Annotated in this window: 10 protein-coding genes and 2 tRNA genes; 5 read left to right on the top strand and 7 right to left on the bottom strand. The window is 68.3% G+C overall.

Annotated elements, in window-relative coordinates:
• Positions 1 to 107: 107 nt before the first annotated feature.
• Positions 108 to 1,061: an AraC family transcriptional regulator gene (locus tag AC3RCJ_RS14825; RefSeq protein ID WP_492964514.1), complete on the top strand. Its 954-nt coding sequence runs from the start codon at positions 108 to 110 to the stop codon at positions 1,059 to 1,061.
• On the opposite strand, the gene AC3RCJ_RS14820 is transcribed toward AC3RCJ_RS14825, so the two are convergent.
• The gene (locus AC3RCJ_RS14820; RefSeq protein WP_492964512.1) at positions 1,043 to 4,615 is read right to left on the bottom strand and encodes a hydantoinase B/oxoprolinase family protein; all 3,573 of its coding nucleotides are present in this window, start codon (positions 4,613 to 4,615) and stop codon (positions 1,043 to 1,045) included. The genes AC3RCJ_RS14825 and AC3RCJ_RS14820 overlap by 19 nt on opposite strands.
• 131 nt (positions 4,616 to 4,746) lie before the next feature.
• Between AC3RCJ_RS14820 and AC3RCJ_RS14815 the strand changes: the two genes are divergently transcribed.
• Positions 4,747 to 6,291 carry an NAD(P)H-hydrate dehydratase gene (locus tag AC3RCJ_RS14815; RefSeq protein ID WP_492964510.1) on the top strand — a complete coding sequence of 515 codons (1,545 nt, stop codon included), beginning with the start codon at positions 4,747 to 4,749 and terminating at the stop codon, positions 6,289 to 6,291.
• 121 nt (positions 6,292 to 6,412) lie between these two features.
• On the opposite strand, the gene AC3RCJ_RS14810 is transcribed toward AC3RCJ_RS14815, so the two are convergent.
• Entirely contained in the window at positions 6,413 to 7,165 is a 753-nt protein-coding gene (locus AC3RCJ_RS14810) for an ABC transporter ATP-binding protein (protein WP_492964508.1), read from the bottom strand.
• Between AC3RCJ_RS14810 and AC3RCJ_RS14805 the strand changes: the two genes are divergently transcribed.
• Positions 7,164 to 7,853, top strand: a complete 690-nt coding sequence (locus tag AC3RCJ_RS14805; protein WP_492964506.1) for an arylesterase — start codon at positions 7,164 to 7,166, stop codon at positions 7,851 to 7,853. The genes AC3RCJ_RS14810 and AC3RCJ_RS14805 overlap by 2 nt on opposite strands.
• A gap of 3 nt (positions 7,854 to 7,856) precedes the next feature.
• On the opposite strand, the gene AC3RCJ_RS14800 is transcribed toward AC3RCJ_RS14805, so the two are convergent.
• Both AC3RCJ_RS14800 and AC3RCJ_RS14795 read right to left on the bottom strand, forming a co-directional pair.
• Positions 7,857 to 9,098: a sensor histidine kinase gene (locus AC3RCJ_RS14800; RefSeq protein ID WP_492964504.1), complete on the bottom strand. Its 1,242-nt coding sequence runs from the start codon at positions 9,096 to 9,098 to the stop codon at positions 7,857 to 7,859.
• Positions 9,088 to 10,488, bottom strand: coding sequence for a sigma-54-dependent transcriptional regulator (locus AC3RCJ_RS14795; RefSeq protein WP_492964503.1), 1,401 nt, complete (start codon positions 10,486 to 10,488; stop codon positions 9,088 to 9,090). The genes AC3RCJ_RS14800 and AC3RCJ_RS14795 overlap by 11 nt, the downstream gene beginning before the upstream one ends.
• 301 nt (positions 10,489 to 10,789) lie before the next feature.
• Between AC3RCJ_RS14795 and AC3RCJ_RS14790 the strand changes: the two genes are divergently transcribed.
• Positions 10,790 to 11,470, top strand: coding sequence for an ABC transporter ATP-binding protein (locus AC3RCJ_RS14790; RefSeq protein ID WP_492963784.1), 681 nt, complete (start codon positions 10,790 to 10,792; stop codon positions 11,468 to 11,470).
• A gap of 12 nt (positions 11,471 to 11,482) precedes the next feature.
• Positions 11,483 to 13,927: an FtsX-like permease family protein gene (locus AC3RCJ_RS14785; RefSeq protein WP_492963778.1), complete on the top strand. Its 2,445-nt coding sequence runs from the start codon at positions 11,483 to 11,485 to the stop codon at positions 13,925 to 13,927.
• A 437-nt stretch (positions 13,928 to 14,364) separates the two neighbouring features.
• Here AC3RCJ_RS14785 and AC3RCJ_RS14780 read toward each other — a convergent pair whose 3' ends face one another.
• The 3 genes from AC3RCJ_RS14780 to AC3RCJ_RS14770 form a co-directional block, all read right to left on the bottom strand.
• The gene (locus AC3RCJ_RS14780; RefSeq protein WP_492963776.1) at positions 14,365 to 16,287 is read right to left on the bottom strand and encodes a SurA N-terminal domain-containing protein; all 1,923 of its coding nucleotides are present in this window, start codon (positions 16,285 to 16,287) and stop codon (positions 14,365 to 14,367) included.
• 423 nt (positions 16,288 to 16,710) lie between these two features.
• Positions 16,711 to 16,787 (bottom strand) — tRNA-Asp (locus AC3RCJ_RS14775).
• A gap of 17 nt (positions 16,788 to 16,804) precedes the next feature.
• A tRNA-Asp gene (locus AC3RCJ_RS14770) sits at positions 16,805 to 16,881 on the bottom strand.
• Between the last annotated feature and the right edge of the window lie 60 nt (positions 16,882 to 16,941).

Here is a 16,941-nt window from a genome sequence, read left to right as displayed (position 1 = left end):
CCGAGAAGCCTGGTGTCCGTTACCGCGATCCTGCAAGACCTTTGCACGATCCTCCAAACCTGCGTAAGATCATCCCCTGCCCCTCCACGCCTGAAGCCTACTGCACCATGTCCACGCCAATTCCCCCGCAAGACGAAATCGCCGCCCTGATCAGCCGCCACGCGCCGCGCAACGGCGACTACGCGACGGCCATCGCCAACCTGACCTTCCACCGCCAGTCCTCGGTCACCGAGTCGCTGTTCCATGCGGCGCGCCCCAGCGTGGCCATCATCGCGCAGGGGGCGAAGGACGTCACCCTGGGCACGGACACCTTCCACTACAGCCGCATGCAGTACCTGCTGACGTCCGTCGACCTGCCGGTGCAGGTGCGCGTGGCGCAGGCCAGCGAAGAACAGCCGCATCTGTGCGTGGTGCTGGGCATCGACATCGCTGACGTGGCGGCGCTGCTCGACAGCGAAAGCGCGGGCGGCACGGGCGGCGGCGCGCAGCAGAAGATCCTGCCCGCCACGCGCGGCATTTCCGTCAGCGACGTCTCGCCCGAGCTGCTCGACGCCATGCTGCGCCTCGTGCGCCTGCTCGACAAGCCGGGCGAAATCGCCGCGCTGGCGCCCCTGATCCGCCGCGAGCTGACGTATCGCCTGCTCAATGGCCCCGTCGGCGCGCGTTTGCGCCACATGGCGCTGGCCAGCAGCCAGTCGCACCAGGTGGCGCAAGCCATCGACTGGATCAAGCACCATTACGCGCAGCCGCTGCGCATCGAGCACCTGGCCGGCATGGCGAACATGAGCATGTCCTCGCTGCACCACCACTTCAAGGCGATTACGGCCATGACGCCGATGCAGTACCAGAAGCTGCTGCGCCTGCAGGAAGCGCGGCGCTTGATGCTGGTCGAGCAGATCGACGCGGGCACGGCCGGCTACCGCGTCGGCTACGCCAGCGAATCACAGTTCAGCCGCGAATACAGCCGCCAGTTCGGCCGCGCGCCCATGCGCGACGTGGGCCTGGTGCGAGCGCAGCTCAGCGGTGCCAGCGCCGGCGCCGCCTATTCCGGCTTGCCGTAAGCCCCGCCGCCCGGCGTCTCGATGACGAACACGTCGCCGGGGCACATATCGGTCTTGCCGATATGCGCCAACTGGTCCACCGTGCCGTCCACGCGCTCGACGTAGTTGCGCCCCAGCGCGCCCGCCTCGCCGCCGTCCATGCCGAACGGGGGAATAATGCGGTTGTTCGACAAAATCGCCGCCGTCATCGGCTCCAGGAAGCGCACGCGGCGCACGCCGCCGTTGCCGCCATGCCAGCGCCCCACGCCACCCGAGCCGGCGCGGATGCTGTAGCTGTCGAGCCGCACGGGAAAGCGCCATTCGAGGATTTCCGGGTCCGTCAGGCGCGAATTGGTCATGTTTGTCTGCACCACGTCCGTGCCGTCGAAGCCGGGACCGGCGCCCGAGCCGCCCGAAATCGTCTCGTAATACTGGTATTGCTCGCTGCCGAACGTGAAATTGTTCATCGTGCCCTGCGAGGCGGCCATCGCGCCCAGCGCGCCGTACAGGGCGTTGGTGATGCAGGTCGAGGTTTCCACGTTGCCCGAGACGACGGAGGCCGGATACCGGGGGTTGAGCATGGACGCGGGCGGGATGATCACGGTCAAGGGCTTCAGGCAGCCGGCATTCAGGGGAATGTCGTCGTCGACCAGGGTGCGGAACACGTACAGCACGGCCGCCATGCAGACAGCGGATGGCGCGTTGAAATTGTTCGGCAGCTGGGCGGACGTGCCCGTAAAATCGACGGTGGCGCCGCGCCGCGCCGCGTCGACCGTGATCGCCACCTGGATGCGCGCGCCGTTGTCCAGGTCCAGCGTGTAGCTGCCGTCCTTCAGGGTGGTGATGACCCGGCGCACGGCTTCCTCGGCATTGTCCTGCACGTGGCCCATGTAGGCTTGCACGACCTCGATGCCGAAATGCGCGACCATCTTGCGCAGTTCTTCCGCCCCCTTCTGGTTGGCCGCCACCTGGGCGCGCAAATCGGCTACATTCTGCTGCGGGTTGCGGGCCGGCCAGCGGGCGCCCGCCAGCAGGGCCAGGGTGGCGTCTTCGCGCATCGCGCCCGTGGCGCCGTCGACCAGCCTGAAATTGTCGATCAATACGCCCTCTTGCTCGATGCGCGTGGAGTCGGGCGGCATCGAGCCCGGTGTCGTGCCGCCGATATCGGCATGGTGGCCGCGCGAACCGACATAGAACAGGATGGCGCCGCCGTTTTCGTCAAACACGGGCGAAATGACCGTCACGTCGGGCAGATGCGTGCCGCCGTGATACGGGTCGTTCAGCATGAAGACGTCGCCGGGCCGCATGCCGCCTGCGTTGCGCGTCATGACGGTGCGGATGCTCTCGCCCATGGAGCCCAGGTGCACGGGCATGTGCGGCGCATTGGCGATCAGCTGGCCTTGCGCGTCGAAGATGGCGCAGCTGAAATCAAGCCGCTCCTTGATGTTGACGGAATGGGCCGTATTCTGCAGGCGCAGGCCCATCTGCTCGGCGATGGACATGAAGAGGTTATTGAAAATTTCCAGCATCACGGGGTCGGCGTCCGTTCCGATGGCGACACGCTTCGGCAAGGCAACGACCCTGCGCAGGATCAAATGGCCATGCGGCGTCACCTCGGCGCGCCAGCCCGGCTCGATCACGGTGGTGGCATTGGCGTCGCTGACGATGGCCGGGCCGTCGATGGCGTCGCCGGGCCGCAGGCTGTCCGCCGCATACAGGCCGCTGTCGCGCCACGCCCCGGCGCAGTACATGGCCACCGTTGCCATGGGCGCCAGCACGCCTGCGCGGGGCGCATGGGCCGGCGCGGCCGCTGGCGGCGCATCGGACGCGCCGATGGCTTCCACGGAAATGGCTTCGACGACCAGGGCGCGCGCCGGCATCAGGAAGGAAAATCGCTTCTTGTAGGCCGCTTCGAACTGCGCCTGCATGCCGGCGGCCGTATCGAACAGCACGACGAGGGCCGTATCCGTGCCTTCGTAGCGCAGGTGCACGCGATGCACGAGCACGATGCGCTCCCCTGCCACGCCCTGGCGCAGCAAGTCGCCGCGCGCCAGTGCGCCCAGGGCCGCGAAATCGCCGGCCAAGTCCTTGCCCAAGGCGGCCTCGATGGCCTGTTCCCGCATCGCGCTCTGGTCGGCCAGGCCCATGCCGTAGGCCGACATCACGCCCGCCAGGCTGTGGATGAAGACCGTGCGCATGCCCAGCGCGTCGGCCACCAGGCAGGCGTGCTGGCCGCCCGCGCCGCCAAAGCTGGTGAGCGTGTAGCCGGTGACGTCGTGGCCGCGCTGCACGGAAATCTGCTTGATGGCGTTGGCCATATTGCCCACGGCGATGGCGATGTAGCCTTGCGCCACCTGTTCCGGCGTCGAGTTCACCGTGCGCGCCAGCGCCTCGAACTGGACGCGCACGGTGGCCGCGTCCAGCGCTTCATCGGCGTCGGGGCCGAAGACGCGGGGAAAGTGCGCGGGCTGCAGCTTGCCCAGCATGACGTTGCAGTCGGTGACGGCCAGCGGGCCGCCGCGCCGGTAGCTGGCGGGGCCGGGATTGGCGCCCGCGCTGTCCGGCCCCACCCTGTAGCGGGCGCCGTCGAAATGCAGGATGGAACCGCCGCCCGCCGCCACCGTGTGGATGCTCATCATGGGCGCGCGCATGCGCACGCCGGCGATCTGCGTCTCGAACACGCGCTCGAACTCGCCCGCGTAATGCGACACGTCGGTGGACGTGCCGCCCATGTCGAAGCCGATGACCTTGTCGAAGCCGGCCAGCGCGCTGGCGCGCACCATGCCGACGATGCCGCCCGCGGGGCCGGACAGGATGCTGTCCTTGCCCTGGAAGGCGCGCGCATCGGTCAGGCCGCCGTTCGACTGCATGAACTGCAGGTGCACGCCGGGCAGTTCCATCGCCAGCTGGTCCACGTAGCGGCGCAGGATGGGCGACAGGTAGGCGTCGACCACCGTGGTGTCGCCGCGCGCCACCAGTTTCATCATGGGACTGACCTCGTGCGACACGGACACCTGCGTAAAACCGGCCTGGCGCGCCAGCTGCGCCACCCGCGCCTCGTGCACCGGGTAGCGGTAGCCGTGCATGCAGACGATGGCGATGGCGCGCAGGCCGCGCGCATGCGCCTGCGCCAGGGCCGCCTGCGCGTCCGCTTCATCGAGCGGCGTGACGACGTCGCCGTGGGCACCCATGCGCTCATTGATCTCGATCACCTCGCCGTACAGCAGTTCCGGCAAGATGATCTGGCGCGCAAACAGCTGCGGGCGGTTCTGGTAGGCGATGCGCAGGGCGTCGCGAAAACCGCGCGTGATGGCCAGCACGGTCGGCTCGCCCTTGCGCTCGAGTAGCGCGTTGGTGGCCACCGTCGTGCCCATCTTGATGGCCCCCACCCGCTCCACGGGCAGCGGCGCGCCGGGCGCAAGGCCCATCAGCTGGCGCATGCCGGCCAGCGCCGCGTCGCGGTACTGGCCCGGGTTCTCCGACAGCAGTTTATGCGTGGCCAGGCTGCCGTCAGGACGGCGCGCCACGATGTCCGTAAAGGTGCCGCCCCGGTCTATCCAGAATTGCCAGTCCATCGTCCCGCCTCCCGCGCTATGTGAGATGGCTATTGTAGCCGCACAATTTAGCGCGCACGGCAGGCGTGCGCACCTTGCCTTCCGCGCGGATCGGCCTTATGTTGAAGGGATACCGACAACTGGAACGCCCCATGACCCTGCTTGACACCGCCGCACCGCTGTACGCCATCGCCGACATCCGCGCCATTGAACAGGCGGCCGCGCAAACCCTGCCGCAAGGCACCCTGATGCAGCGTGCCGGCCAGGCCGCCGCCAGCGCCGCCCTGAAGCTGCTGCACGCGCAGGAAGACGCCGACGGCCGTGGCCACATGCGCGTGCTGGTGCTGGCCGGCCCCGGCGACAACGGCGGCGACGCGCTGGAAGCGGCGGCCCACCTGGCCGCCAGCGGCATCGAAGTGCTGGCCTGGCTGGCGCCCGAGGCGCAGGCCACGTCGCCCGAGCGCGAAGCGGCCCTGAGCCGCGCCCGCAACAGCGCGGCGCGCTGCATGGAGGCGGCTACCAGCATGGCTGCCGCCGCCGTGGGCGCCGCCCCGTGGAACCTCGTCATCGACGGCCTGTTCGGCATCGGCGCCTCGCGCCCCCTGGACGGCGAATGCCGCGACATGGCGCAGCTGGTCAACAAGCTTGATTGTCCCGTGCTGGCGCTCGACGTGCCCAGCGGCCTGCACGCGGACACGGGCGCCATCGACGGCGTGGCCATCCGCGCCAGCCATACGCTCACCTTCATCGGCGACAAGCCGGGCCTGCACACGGCGAACGGCCGCGATTTTGCGGGCGAGGTGGAAGTGGCCGGCCTGGCGATCGATCCGGCCCTGCTGCCGGAAGCCAGGGCGCAGCTGGGCGGCCTGCACCTGTTCGCCCGCCAGTTGCAGCCGCGCCGGCAAAATACGCACAAGGGCAGCTACGGCAGCGTGGCCGTCATCGGCGGCGCGCAAGGCATGGCCGGCGCGCCCATCCTGGCGGCCCGCACGGCCCTGCATGCGGGCGCGGGAAGAGTGTACATCGCCTTTCCCGACGCGCCGCCCGCCTTCGACAGCGGCCAGCCGGAACTGATGTGCCGCCGCGCGCAAGACCTCGATTTCTCGGGCCTGCATTTCGCCGCGCTGGTGGCCGGGCCCGGCCTGGGCGGCGACGTCGATACGGTGGAACTGCTGCAGCGCGCGTTCGAGAGCGACAGCCCCCTGCTGCTGGACGCCGACGCCCTGAACCTGATGGCGGCCGAGCCGGAATTGCAGTCGGCGCTGGCCGTGCGCTCCGGCGCGGGGGCGACGATCCTGACGCCGCATCCGCTGGAAGCGGCGCGCCTGCTCGACCTGACGGTGGCCGAGGTGCAGGCGGACCGCCTGGGCGCGGCGCGCCAGCTGGCCGCGCAGCTGGGCGCCATCGTGGTGCTGAAAGGGTCGGGCACGGTGATCGCCGCGCCCGATGGCGGCGTCGTCGTCAACACCACGGGCGGCCCCGCGCTGGCCACGGCCGGCACGGGCGATGTATTGTCCGGCCTGTGCGGCAGCCTGCTGGCGCAGGGCTGGCCTGAATGGGAAGCGGCGCTTGGCGCCGTGTGGCTGCACGGCGCGGCGGCCGATGCGCTGGTGGCGGCAGGCAGCGGTCCCATAGGCCTGACGGCCGGGGAATTGATCCCGGCGATACGCAAGCTGATCAATGCCTTGTCGGCATAAGCGTATGGCGTGGGGGTGTTGGATTACGCCCTGCGGGCTAATCCAACCTGCGGACCGGAGGTCGGGCAGGTCGAGTAGGTCGGATTAGCGGAACGCGTAATCCGACAAACACCAGCAGCAATCACACCAGCCTGCCCGCCGCTATCGTGATGGTGCGCCCGCAGCGGGCCGCGATCGAACTGTCATGCGTGACGAGCACCAGGGTCGATCCCCGTTCGCGGTTCAGCTCGAACATCAGCTGGATCACGGCCTCGCCGGTGGCGGCGTCCAGGCTGCCCGTCGGCTCGTCGGCGAACAGCAGCGGCGGCTGCGTGACGAAGGCGCGCGCCAGCGCCACGCGCTGCTGCTCGCCGCCGGACAGGTATTTCGGGTAATGCTTCAGGCGGCTGCCCAGGTTGACTCGGCCCAGCATGGCTTGCGCCTTTTCCTTCGCATCGGGGTCGCCCCGCAACTCCAGCGGCAGCATGACGTTTTCCAGCGCCGTCAGATGGGCCAGCAGCTGGAAGGACTGGAAGACGAAACCGAGCTTTTCCTTGCGGAAACCGGCGCGGCCGTCTTCGTCGAGGGCGAAGATATCGGTGCCGTCGAGCATGACCTTGCCCTCGCTGGGCGTGTCCAGGCCGGCCAGCAGGCCGAGCAAGGTGGACTTGCCGGAACCGGAGGCGCCGACGATGGCCAGCGTCTCGGCCGTTTGCACGGTAAAATCAACTTGATGCAGGATGGTCAGCTCACCATCGGCATCGGGTACGCGCTTGGCCAGCTGGACCACTTCGATGGCCGGCCGGGCCTTTTGGCTGTCGGGTGCGGCAGGCCGCCGGGCTGCTGCTTCTGATGGGAGAAAACTGGTGGAAGTCGCTTTAGGGAATTCGGGCATGCTGATCTATCTTAAAAAATTTCGTGAACAAATAAGTATCAAGGGCGGCAGCCGCCTGCGGCGGCGCACCCTGTCCTTGCTTCCTGCGGCAGCCCTGCTCCTGGTGTCAGGCATGACGAACGCCTATTCTGCACCAAAAACGCTGCTGGTGCTCGGTGACAGCCTGTCGGCCGAGTACGGGCTGGCGCGCGGCACGGGCTGGGTTGCCTTGCTGGAGCAGCGCCTGAAGGCGCAAAAGAACGACACGCGCATCGTCAACGCCAGCATCAGCGGCGAGACCACCAGCGGCGGGCGCGCGCGCCTGCCCGCGCTGCTGGCCAGGCACCAGCCCGACGTCGTGCTGATCGAACTGGGCGCCAACGACGGCCTGCGCGGCCTGCCCGTGGCGGCCGCCGAAGCGAACCTGCGCGCCATGGGCGAGGCGGTAAAAAAATCGGGCGCGCAGGTGGTGCTGGTGGGCATGCGCATGCCGCCCAACTATGGCCGCGCCTATGGCGAACAGTTTTATGGCGTGTACGGCAAGCTGGCGAAGGAATGGAAGGCGCCGCTGGTGCCCTTCATGTTCGAAGGCATCGCCGACCAGCCGCAGCTGTTCCAGGCCGACCGCATGCACCCGAACGCGCAGGCGCATCCGGCCATCCTCAAGAATATCTGGCCGCAGCTGGCGCCGCTGCTGAAGGCCAGGTAGCACCTAGAAAATCATGACGAAGCGGGCGCCGCCCGCCACCGATTTGACGTGGCGCACGGCGCCGCCATTGCGGTGCACGAGCTGGCGCACCATCGCCAGGCCGATGCCGCTGCCCGTGCCCTTGGTGGAAAAGAAGGGCGTGAAAATGTCCGTCGCCAGGTGTTCCGGCACGCCCGGCCCATTGTCGCTCACTTCGATGCGCAGCCGCCCGCCGCGCGACAGCCGCGCGCTGACCTGCACCTGCGGCGCGGCCTGCTCCGCGCACGCTTCCTCCGCGTTGCGGAGCAGGTTGACCAGCGCCTGCTCCAGCTGGCCCGCATCGGCCAGCAGCTCCAGGTTCGCCGGCTCGGCCGCGAAACTGGCCTGCCCGCCGCGCGCCAGCCACGCCGGTCCCACCAGCGCCGACAGGCGGGCGAACAGCGCGGCCAGGCTGAAGGCCTGCGGCCGCGCCTCGGGCACGCTGGCCAGGCGCCGGTAGCCGCTGACGAAATGCGTCAGGCTGTCGGCGCGCCGGCTGATGGTTTCCAGGGCCAGGTCCAGGTCGTCCAGCGTGGCGGCGGACAGCGTGCCGTCCGCCCCGGCCAGCAATGCCCGCGCCGTGTGCGACAGCGATGCCACCGGCGTGAGCGAATTCATGATTTCGTGCGTGAGCACGTGCACGAGCTTTTGCCAGGCCTGCATGGCTTCCGCTTCCAGCTCCGTTTCCATCGGCATCAGCGCCACCAGGCGCTGCGGCAGGCCTTCGACCAGCATGGCGCTGGCCGTGGCCAGCGCCCGTTCGGCGCCCCGCTCCGTGTGGAAGTCGATCACCTTGCGCTGGCCTTCCGCCAGCGCCGCCAGGGTGGCGCCCAGGTCGTCCGCATCGATGGCGCGTCCGGGCGCCAGCAGGCGGCGCGCGCGCGCATTCACGGCGACGCACTCCCCCGCCTGCCCGCCGTGCACGCGAAACAGGGCGACGGGGGCGAATTCCAGCTGGGTTTCCAGGGCCAGCACGTGCCGCGCCTGGCGCGCAGCGTCGTGCGGCGCGCCGGGCGGGCATTCGATGGGCGGCGGCGCGGCCAGCACGGCCCAGGCCTGGCGCAGCAGCGCAATGGCCCAGGCGGCAAGCGCGATGCAGGCCGCGCCGCGCGCCAGCGGCAGGCCCTGGCCCGGGCCGGCGGCGATGGCGCCCGCGCCGCCGGCGGCCAGGGCCAGCAAGCCGGCGCCGGCGGCCAGCGCGCGCCGCGCGCGGCGCCTAGAGTCCATGCTTTTCCAGCTTGCGGTACAGCGCGGCGCGGCTCACGCCCAGCACGCGCGCGGCATGGCTGATATTGCCCTGCACTTGCGCCAGGGCGGCGCCGACGGCGTCGCGCTCAAGCGCCTCGAGCGTCAGCGCGGCCGCCGCCGGCGGCGGCACGGCCGCTGGCGCAGCGGCGCCTGGCGCAAACAGGCCGAAATCTTCCAGCCGGTAGGCATCGGCCTGCGCCAGGATCACGGCGCGCTCGCACGCATGCCGCAGCGCGCGCACGTTGCCGGGCCAGTCATGCGCGTGCAGCGCTTCGGCCACGCCGGGCGCCAGCGCCATGCGCGGCCGCTGGTACTGGCATGCATAATGGTCCAGGTAATGCGCCAGCAGCAGCGCGATGTCGGCGCGGCGCGCGCGCAGCGGCGGCACGCGGATGACGATGGTATTGAGGCGGAACAACAGATCGGGGCGAAAGACCTGCGCGTCATACAGCTGCCGTTCATCGAGGTTGGTGGCGCTGACGATGCGCACGTCGATGGCTTGCGGCCGGTCCGCGCCCAGCGGCGTGACTTCGCGCCGCTCCAGCGCCGTCAGCAGCTTCGCTTGCGCGCCCAGCGCCAGGTTGCCGATTTCGTCGAGCAGCAGGGTGCCGCCGGAAGCGGCCTGGAAACGCCCCTCGCGGTCGCCGCGCGCATCCGTGAACGCGCCCCTGCGGTGGCCGAACAACTCGCTTTCCAGCATCGCTTCGGGCAGGCTGCCCATGTCCACCGCCAGGAACTGGCGTCCGGCGCGCCGCGACGCCGCATGGATGGCGCGCGCCACCAGCTCCTTGCCCACGCCATTTTCACCGAGCACCATCACATTGGCCTGCGTCGGTCCCACGCTGGCGATAAACGCGCGCAGTTCGCGCATTGCCGGCGAGCTGCCCATCAGGGCGGCGCAGGCGCCGTCCATGCTGCCGCACGCGGGCTGCACCGGCGTCGCGGCGGGTGCCGGACGGCGCCGCGCCAGCGCGCCGTCGACGGCCGCGGCCAGGCGCGCGTTGTCCCACGGCTTGGTGATGAAATCGCAGGCGCCCCGCTTCATCGCCTCGACGGCCAGCGCCACGTCGGCATATGCCGTCATGGCGATCACCGCCGGCGGCCGCGGCAGCGCCTGCAGCTGCGCCAGCACCTGCAGGCCTTCGGCGCCGTCCGTGCGGCCGCGCGTGAAATTGAAGTCGAGCAGCAGCACGTCGGGCACGCCGGCCTCGCCTTCCAGCTGGCGCGCCAGCTCGCGCGGATGCGCCAGGACGCTCACCCGGTCCGCGTGCCGGCGCAGCAGCAATCGCGCCGCATACGCGACATCGGCGTCGTCATCGAGTATCAGCACGTGCGCAGCAGGATCGGCCATGGGAAAAGGAGAGGTCAAGGTGGGCCGATTCTAGCAGCCGGCGCGGGCCGCCTCCAGACAAATTCCGCTTCGCCGCGCCAGGTGTCCGGAAGCGGACACCTGGCGCGTCCATTTGCGGACGGCGGCGCGTGCCGGCACCGGCCCGCGCCGCGGCGCCCTGCGGCCGCCTTCGGTGGCATGGAAGTTGCGGTGATGGCGCTACCCGCAGCAAGCTTTTTGCCGCGCACCTTACAAAATGCCCCCAGGAGATGACACAATCATGACGACCACCGCGTTCGCGCGCCCCCGATCCACTTCCCTTCCCCAGCACAAGGACGGCATGCTCAAGCTTTCGAATGTCAGCAAAATCTATCAGGGCGGCGACGTGCGCACGACCGCGCTCGACTGCATCAGCCTGGAAATCGATCCCGGCGAATATGTGGCCATCACCGGGCCATCGGGCTGCGGCAAGTCGACCTTGCTGGCGATGCTGGGCTTGCTCGACACGCCGGACAGCGGCGAATACTGGTTCGAGGGACGCAACGTGGCCGGCTGGAGCGAAGCGAAGCTGAATGGCCTGCGGCGCGGCAGGGTCGGCTTCATCTTCCAGAACTTCAACCTGATCGAAGAATTGACGGTGGCCGAGAATGTCGCGCTGGCCCTGGAATACCTGCCCGTGCCCGCGCCGGAACGGCGCGCGCGCGTGGCGGCCATGCTCGACAAGCTGGGCATCGCCCACCGCGCCCGGCACCGGCCGTCGCAATTGTCGGGCGGACAACAGCAGCGCGTGGCGATCGCGCGGGCGCTCGTGGCGCGCCCCGCCATGCTGCTGGCCGACGAACCGACAGGCAACCTGGACACGGCCCACGGCGATGAAGTGATGCGGCTGTTGCGCCAGATCAATGCCGAAGGCACGACCGTCATCATGGTCACGCACTCGGCCGCGCATGCGGCCCAGGCCTCGCGCACCTTGCGCCTGCTCGACGGGCGCATCCTCGTCGATGCGCTGCATGCCGCCTGAGGAGAGCCCGACATGACATTCGCACATTTACGCCTGGCCTGGCGCAGCCTGCGCCACGATCCCGCGTACGCACTGGTGGTGACGGGCGGCCTGGCCATCGGCTTCGCCGCCGCCCTGCTCCTGCTGGCGCTGGTACGCCATGCCTGGCAGTCGAACCAGCATATCGCGCACGTGGAACAGCTGTACGTGGTCAAGCAGCGCTACAACGTCGACCCCAAGGCGCCCTGGTTCGACCAGGCGCCGCTACTGCTGCGCCAGGCCGGCGCCAACGCGCCCGGCGTCGCCGCGGCCACCGCCTACCTGCCGTCGCGCCCGGAAAGCCAGGGACTCACGGTGCGCATCGGCACGCAGTTGAGCCAGCTGGCCAGCCTGACGGTCATGCCGGGCTTCGAGGAGCTGCTGGGCCTGCAGGCGCTGCAGGGCGACCTGGCGCACACCCTGGGCCAGCCGGGCGCCATCGCGCTGACGCAGGACGCGGCGCGGCGCCTGTTCGGCAGCAGCCAGGCCGTGGGCCGCACCCTGCTGGCCGACGGCAAGCTGCTGCGCGTGGGCGCCATCGTGCCCACGCCGCCCGCCAACACGACCATCGCATTCGAAGCGCTGGTCGGCACCGATTCCCTGCTGGCCGATGCGGACGTGCGCGACGAAATGCACACGGGACAGCGCGGCTGGTGGGGCAAGCTGCTGCTGCGGCTACACCCTGGCAGCGCGCCGGACGCGGTGGCGCGGGCCTTGCAGCAAGCCATCGACGCCAGCCCCGCCGTGCAGGCGCTGCCGCTGGAAGCGCGGCAGCGCCTGGCAGGACGCAAGGCGATGGACATCGTGCTGGCACCGCTGGGCAGCGCGTATTTCGACGCCGACGTGGCGCACAACCAGATCGCGGGGCCGGGCGAACGGGCCCACCCGGCCGCCATCGCCGCGCTGGCGGCCATGGCGGCGCTGATCCTGGCCCTGGCCGCCGTCAACTACGTCAACCTGGCCACCGTGCGCATGCAGCGGCGCCAGACGGAAGTGGCGATGCGCAAGGTGCTGGGCGCCGGCGTGCGCCAGATCGTGCTGCAACTGCTGGCCGAATCGCTGCTGGTATCGCTGGCGGCCGCGGCCGCGGGCCTGCTGCTGGCGTGGCTGCTGCAGCCGCTGTTCGCCGAACTGGTCGACCGCAGGCTGGAAACGCTGCTGGCGCCGGCCAGCATCGCCACGGCCGGCGCGCTGGGACTGCTGCTGGGCCTGTTGACCGTCATCTACCCGGCCTGGATCGCCATCGGCGTGCGCCCGGGCCACGTCATGAGCGGCAGGGGCGGCGGCGAATCGGCGCGCGGCCTGCGGCTGCGGCGCGCGCTGACGCTGCTGCAGGTGGCCAGCGCCATGGGACTGGCCAGCATCAGCGTGGCCATCGCCTGGCAGGCCAGCTATGCCATGCGCGCGGCGCCCGGCTTCGACCCCGCTCCGCTGCTCATCGTCGACTTGCCCGTGCTGGTGCGCGGCAACGTGCAGGCGCAAGGTTTCATCGCCGCATTGCAGGCCGAGCCGGCTGTCGCCGGCATCGCCATCTCGGAAGATGCGGTGGGCCGCAGGAACGCCGCCTGGTTCCGCGACCTGAAGCGTCCGGGCGGCGCCAGCGCGCCGATGGAAATGAAGTCGGTGAGCGCCAATTTCTTTGCGCAGTACCGCGTCGCTGCCACGGCTGGCCGCCTGTTCGATCCGCGCCAGGACAGGGAGGACGACGGCGTGCCGCTGGTGCTCAATACCATCGCGGCGCGCCAGCTGGGCTTCGCCGAGCCGGCCGCCGCGCTGGGGCAGATCCTGCTGTTCAAGGGCTTTGACAACAAGGTGACCGAAAAGCGCGTGATCGGCATCGCGCCGGAGCTGCGCTTCCAGTCGCTGCGCGAACCGCCGCGCGCCATAGCGTACGAGCTGTGGACGGCAGGAAGCGTCCTCAGCGTGCGCGCGACGGGGTCGCTGGCGGCCGTGGAGGCGGCCGTGCGCGCGGCCTGGCCCCGCTACTTTCCCGAAGCCATCATCAAGCTGCGGCCCGCCGCCGCCATCCTGGCCCACAACTACGCGGACGATGCGCGCATGGCGCGCCTGCTGACCCTGTCGACGGGCATCGCGCTGGCCATCGCCGCCTTCGGCACCTATGTGCTGTCGGCCCACACGGTGCAGCGCCGCGCCAGGGAAATCGTGCTGCGCAAGCTGCATGGCGCGCACCGCGCCGCCATCGGCCTGCTGGTGCTGCGCGAAACGGGCACGCTGGTGCTGCTGTCGGCCGCCCTCGCGCTGCCGCTGGCGGCGCTGGCCATCGAGCGCTACCTGGCCGGCTTTGTCGAACGGGCGCCGGTGGGCTGGTGGACCATGCTGCTGGCCCTGGCCGCCACCATGGCCGTGACCTGCGCGGCGGCGGCGCGCCACGCCTGGCTGGCCATGCGCCTGCCCCCGGCGCAGGCGCTGCGCGGTTGAGGCGGCAAGCGTTTCCAGCCCCAAAAATGGCCATGCCACCGCCAGGTGCGGGAATGCGCCCGGTGTTGCCTTCAGTAATGTTTCTGCAGAGCGGATGCGCCCGCACGGCACGGCACGCAGCGGCAACGCTGCAAGCCGTGTGCGTGGCCCTGCCGGTAAGCATGGCTGCAGTTACAATCGACAATCGGGACAATGCCACCGCTGCCGGGCCATGCTGTCGATCAGGGCCACGGCGGCGTCCCGCGGCGCGTAGCGGTGCGGCGAACCGGGCCATGAAGGCCTTCCACCGGGCTGGCCGCATGGACGGCCCCCGGTGCTCCGATATGCAGGGCCAGACAGCAGGAGCGGAGACAGATTCCTGGAATTCCCCTGCTTGCCGGGGACAGAGCCAAAAAAAATAGCCGCTCGAGAGCGGCTATTTTTACGCATATAAACTCTTACGGCGCTACCGGCGCCGTGGCCGGGGCTGCGACCGGCTTGACGATCTTGACCTTGGCCTTGTTTTTCAGGTACTCGACATAATCGAACATTTCCTGTTGTGCCAGGATATTGCTGATCTGGTCTTTCTCTTGCTGGCGGCGCGCCGCATCGACCTGCTCAGGCTGCTGAACCTTGGCGATGCGGTAAATGCCATAGCCCAGTGCCGGCAATTCCGTGCCCACGTACGCGGGCAGCTTGCTGGTATCGGCCTTCATCACTTGCGCGATGGCGGCGCGGTTGATACCGTCGAGCTTGCTGCGAGATACCCATTGCGCGGCGCCGAAACCGCTGGCGTCGCCCGAAGCCTTCAGGGCGGCCAGCTTGGCTTCGCCGGCTTTCTTCGCCAGCTTCGCCGCTTCTTCCAGGGTCACGCGCTGACGGATCATCGCTTCGACTTCGGCCAGCGGACGCTTGGCAGCCGGCTTGAATTCCACCACGCGGCCCGCGATCAGCACGTTCGGGCCGACGGTCACGGCTTCCGTATTGCGCTTTTCCTTCAGTGCATCGTTCGAGAAGATGGCGCTGAGGAATTTCGCGTTATTGAACGGCGCGGCGCCCAGTGCCGGCGACGGCGTGCGCGACAGGTTGGCAACGGTTTCCACTTTCAGCTTCAGCTTGTCGGCTACCGGCTTGAGGCTGTCCGATTGCTCGTAGACCGTGTTGGTGAAGGTTTCCGCCATTTCCGAGTATTTCTTCGCGGCGAACTGCTTGCGCAGGTCGGCCGTGATCTCGCCCTTGACTTCGTCGAGCGCTTTCACGTGCTGCGGCTTGACGGACGTGACGGTCAGCACGTGGTAGCCGAAATCGGAAGCGACGACGTCGCTGATGTCGCCTTGCTTGAGCTTGAAGATCGCGTCTTCCACCGGTTTTGGCAAGGCACCCTTGGCCACGACGTCGAGGTCGCCGCCCAGTTCCGCCGAAGCGGGATCTTCCGACTTGGCCTTGGCGATGGCGGCGAAGCTTGCCGGTGCCTTGCGCACTTCGGCCAGGATGGCTTCGGCCTTGGCCTTGGCGGCGGCCTTGTCGGCGGCGGAAGCGTCTTTCTTGACGGCGATCAGGATATGGCTGGCGCGGCGTGCTTCTTCGCTCGTGTAGGCTTTCTGGTTTTTCGCGTAGTAGGCGGCCACGTCGGCATCGCTGACATCGACTTGCTCGCCCGCGGCGGCGCCGTCGAGCACCACGTATTCGATCTTGGCTTGCTCGGGAACTTCAAAGAACTTGCCGTTCTTGTCGTAGAAAGCCTTGACCATGGCATCGGTGACCTTGACTTCAGGCACGAACTGGGCGACCGGCAACAGCAATTCCTGCACTTCGCGCTCTTCCGACGTGATGTCGGACAGGCGCTTGGAGACGCTGTTCGGCGCGAACGCGGTACCTTGCACGGCGCCGGCCAGTTGCTGCAGGGCCAGGTCGCTGCGGCGGCGCGCATCGTACATTTGCGGCGTCATGCCCTGGGCGGCCAGCATGGCCTTGTAGCGTTCCAGGTCGAATTTACCGTCCGGTAAGGTCAAGCCTGGAATGTCCAGCACTTCCTTTTGCAGCACGGCATCGCTGATGACCAGGTGGCTGCGGCCCACTTCGGCGGCCACGGCGCGCTCGGCGATCAGGTTGTCGAGGATGCTCTTGCGTGCTTCCGGCGTATCGAACATTTTCTGGTCGAACTGCTCGCCCATCATCTGGCGGTAGCGATCGATCTGCTGGCGTTGCGCTTCTTCATATTGCTGCTGCGTGATGACCTGGTCGCCGACCTTGGCGATGGTGTTCGCGCCGTCGCCGAAGCTTTGGTAGCCGCTGATACCGACCAGTGCAAAAGACGGGACGATGATCAGCATCAAGAGAAACTGCATCAAGCGTCGATGGGTACGAATAAATTCAAACATGGTCAGCCAATTCGGGATGAGTGGATCACTATAAAAAAAGGCGAACATGCGTTCGCCTTGATTTCTTCGGCGGAATGGACGGGACAGATGTCCACTTCCCCTTTAGATTCAACAACTTGGCGCTGGAACTAAAGCAGGATTCTGACGCCCAAGCCATTATCTCCTGATTCTACAATGCCCATAGCGCTATAGCAAGAGTAAATCAGGGCGCGCGCCCTGCCCTGGCGGCGCGCGGCGCGGCGATGCCGGCAAGGCGCCAGTCCCCGCATTAAACCCGGCGCAGCTTAAAGCGGATTTAAATGGCCATGCTTCTTGATTCAAAAAACGGCATGCGGGAATTTTAAAATGAAAGCGCGCAGAGATAATCGGGCGCATAAAAGAAAAACCCGCGCTGCTTATTCGGCAGCGCGGGTTTCTATATTCTGGCGGAGCGGACGGGACTCGAACCCGCGACCCCCGACGTGACAGGCCGGTATTCTAACCAACTGAACTACCACTCCTTGAGAGCGTATTTTTTTGGCGGAGCGGACGGGACTCGAACCCGCGACCTCCGACGTGACAGGCCGGCATTCTAACCAACTGAACTACCACTCCGAAAAATACACAGTACTGCTTGCATTTGCATCCAGGGTTGCGATCCGAAGAACTTCAACC

The sequence above is a fragment of the Janthinobacterium sp. GW822-FHT07H11 genome (genome assembly GCF_058798615.1).
This window is presented reverse-complemented; position numbering and strand designations above follow the sequence as displayed.

Bases quoted from the DNA above. Each gene is read 5' to 3' on its own strand.
- AC3RCJ_RS14785 (WP_492963778.1), top strand. From the start codon at position 11,483: ATGACATTCGCACATTTACGCCTGGCCTGGCGCAGCCTGCGCCACGAT.
- AC3RCJ_RS14780 (WP_492963776.1), bottom strand. From the start codon at position 16,287: ATGTTTGAATTTATTCGTACCCATCGACGCTTGATGCAGTTTCTCTTG.
- AC3RCJ_RS14820 (WP_492964512.1), bottom strand. From the start codon at position 4,615: ATGGACTGGCAATTCTGGATAGACCGGGGCGGCACCTTTACGGACATC.
- AC3RCJ_RS14790 (WP_492963784.1), top strand. From the start codon at position 10,790: ATGCTCAAGCTTTCGAATGTCAGCAAAATCTATCAGGGCGGCGACGTG.
- AC3RCJ_RS14810 (WP_492964508.1), bottom strand. From the start codon at position 7,165: ATGCCCGAATTCCCTAAAGCGACTTCCACCAGTTTTCTCCCATCAGAA.
- AC3RCJ_RS14825 (WP_492964514.1), top strand. From the start codon at position 108: ATGTCCACGCCAATTCCCCCGCAAGACGAAATCGCCGCCCTGATCAGC.
- AC3RCJ_RS14800 (WP_492964504.1), bottom strand. From the start codon at position 9,098: ATGGACTCTAGGCGCCGCGCGCGGCGCGCGCTGGCCGCCGGCGCCGGC.
- AC3RCJ_RS14815 (WP_492964510.1), top strand. From the start codon at position 4,747: ATGACCCTGCTTGACACCGCCGCACCGCTGTACGCCATCGCCGACATC.
- AC3RCJ_RS14805 (WP_492964506.1), top strand. From the start codon at position 7,164: ATGCTGATCTATCTTAAAAAATTTCGTGAACAAATAAGTATCAAGGGC.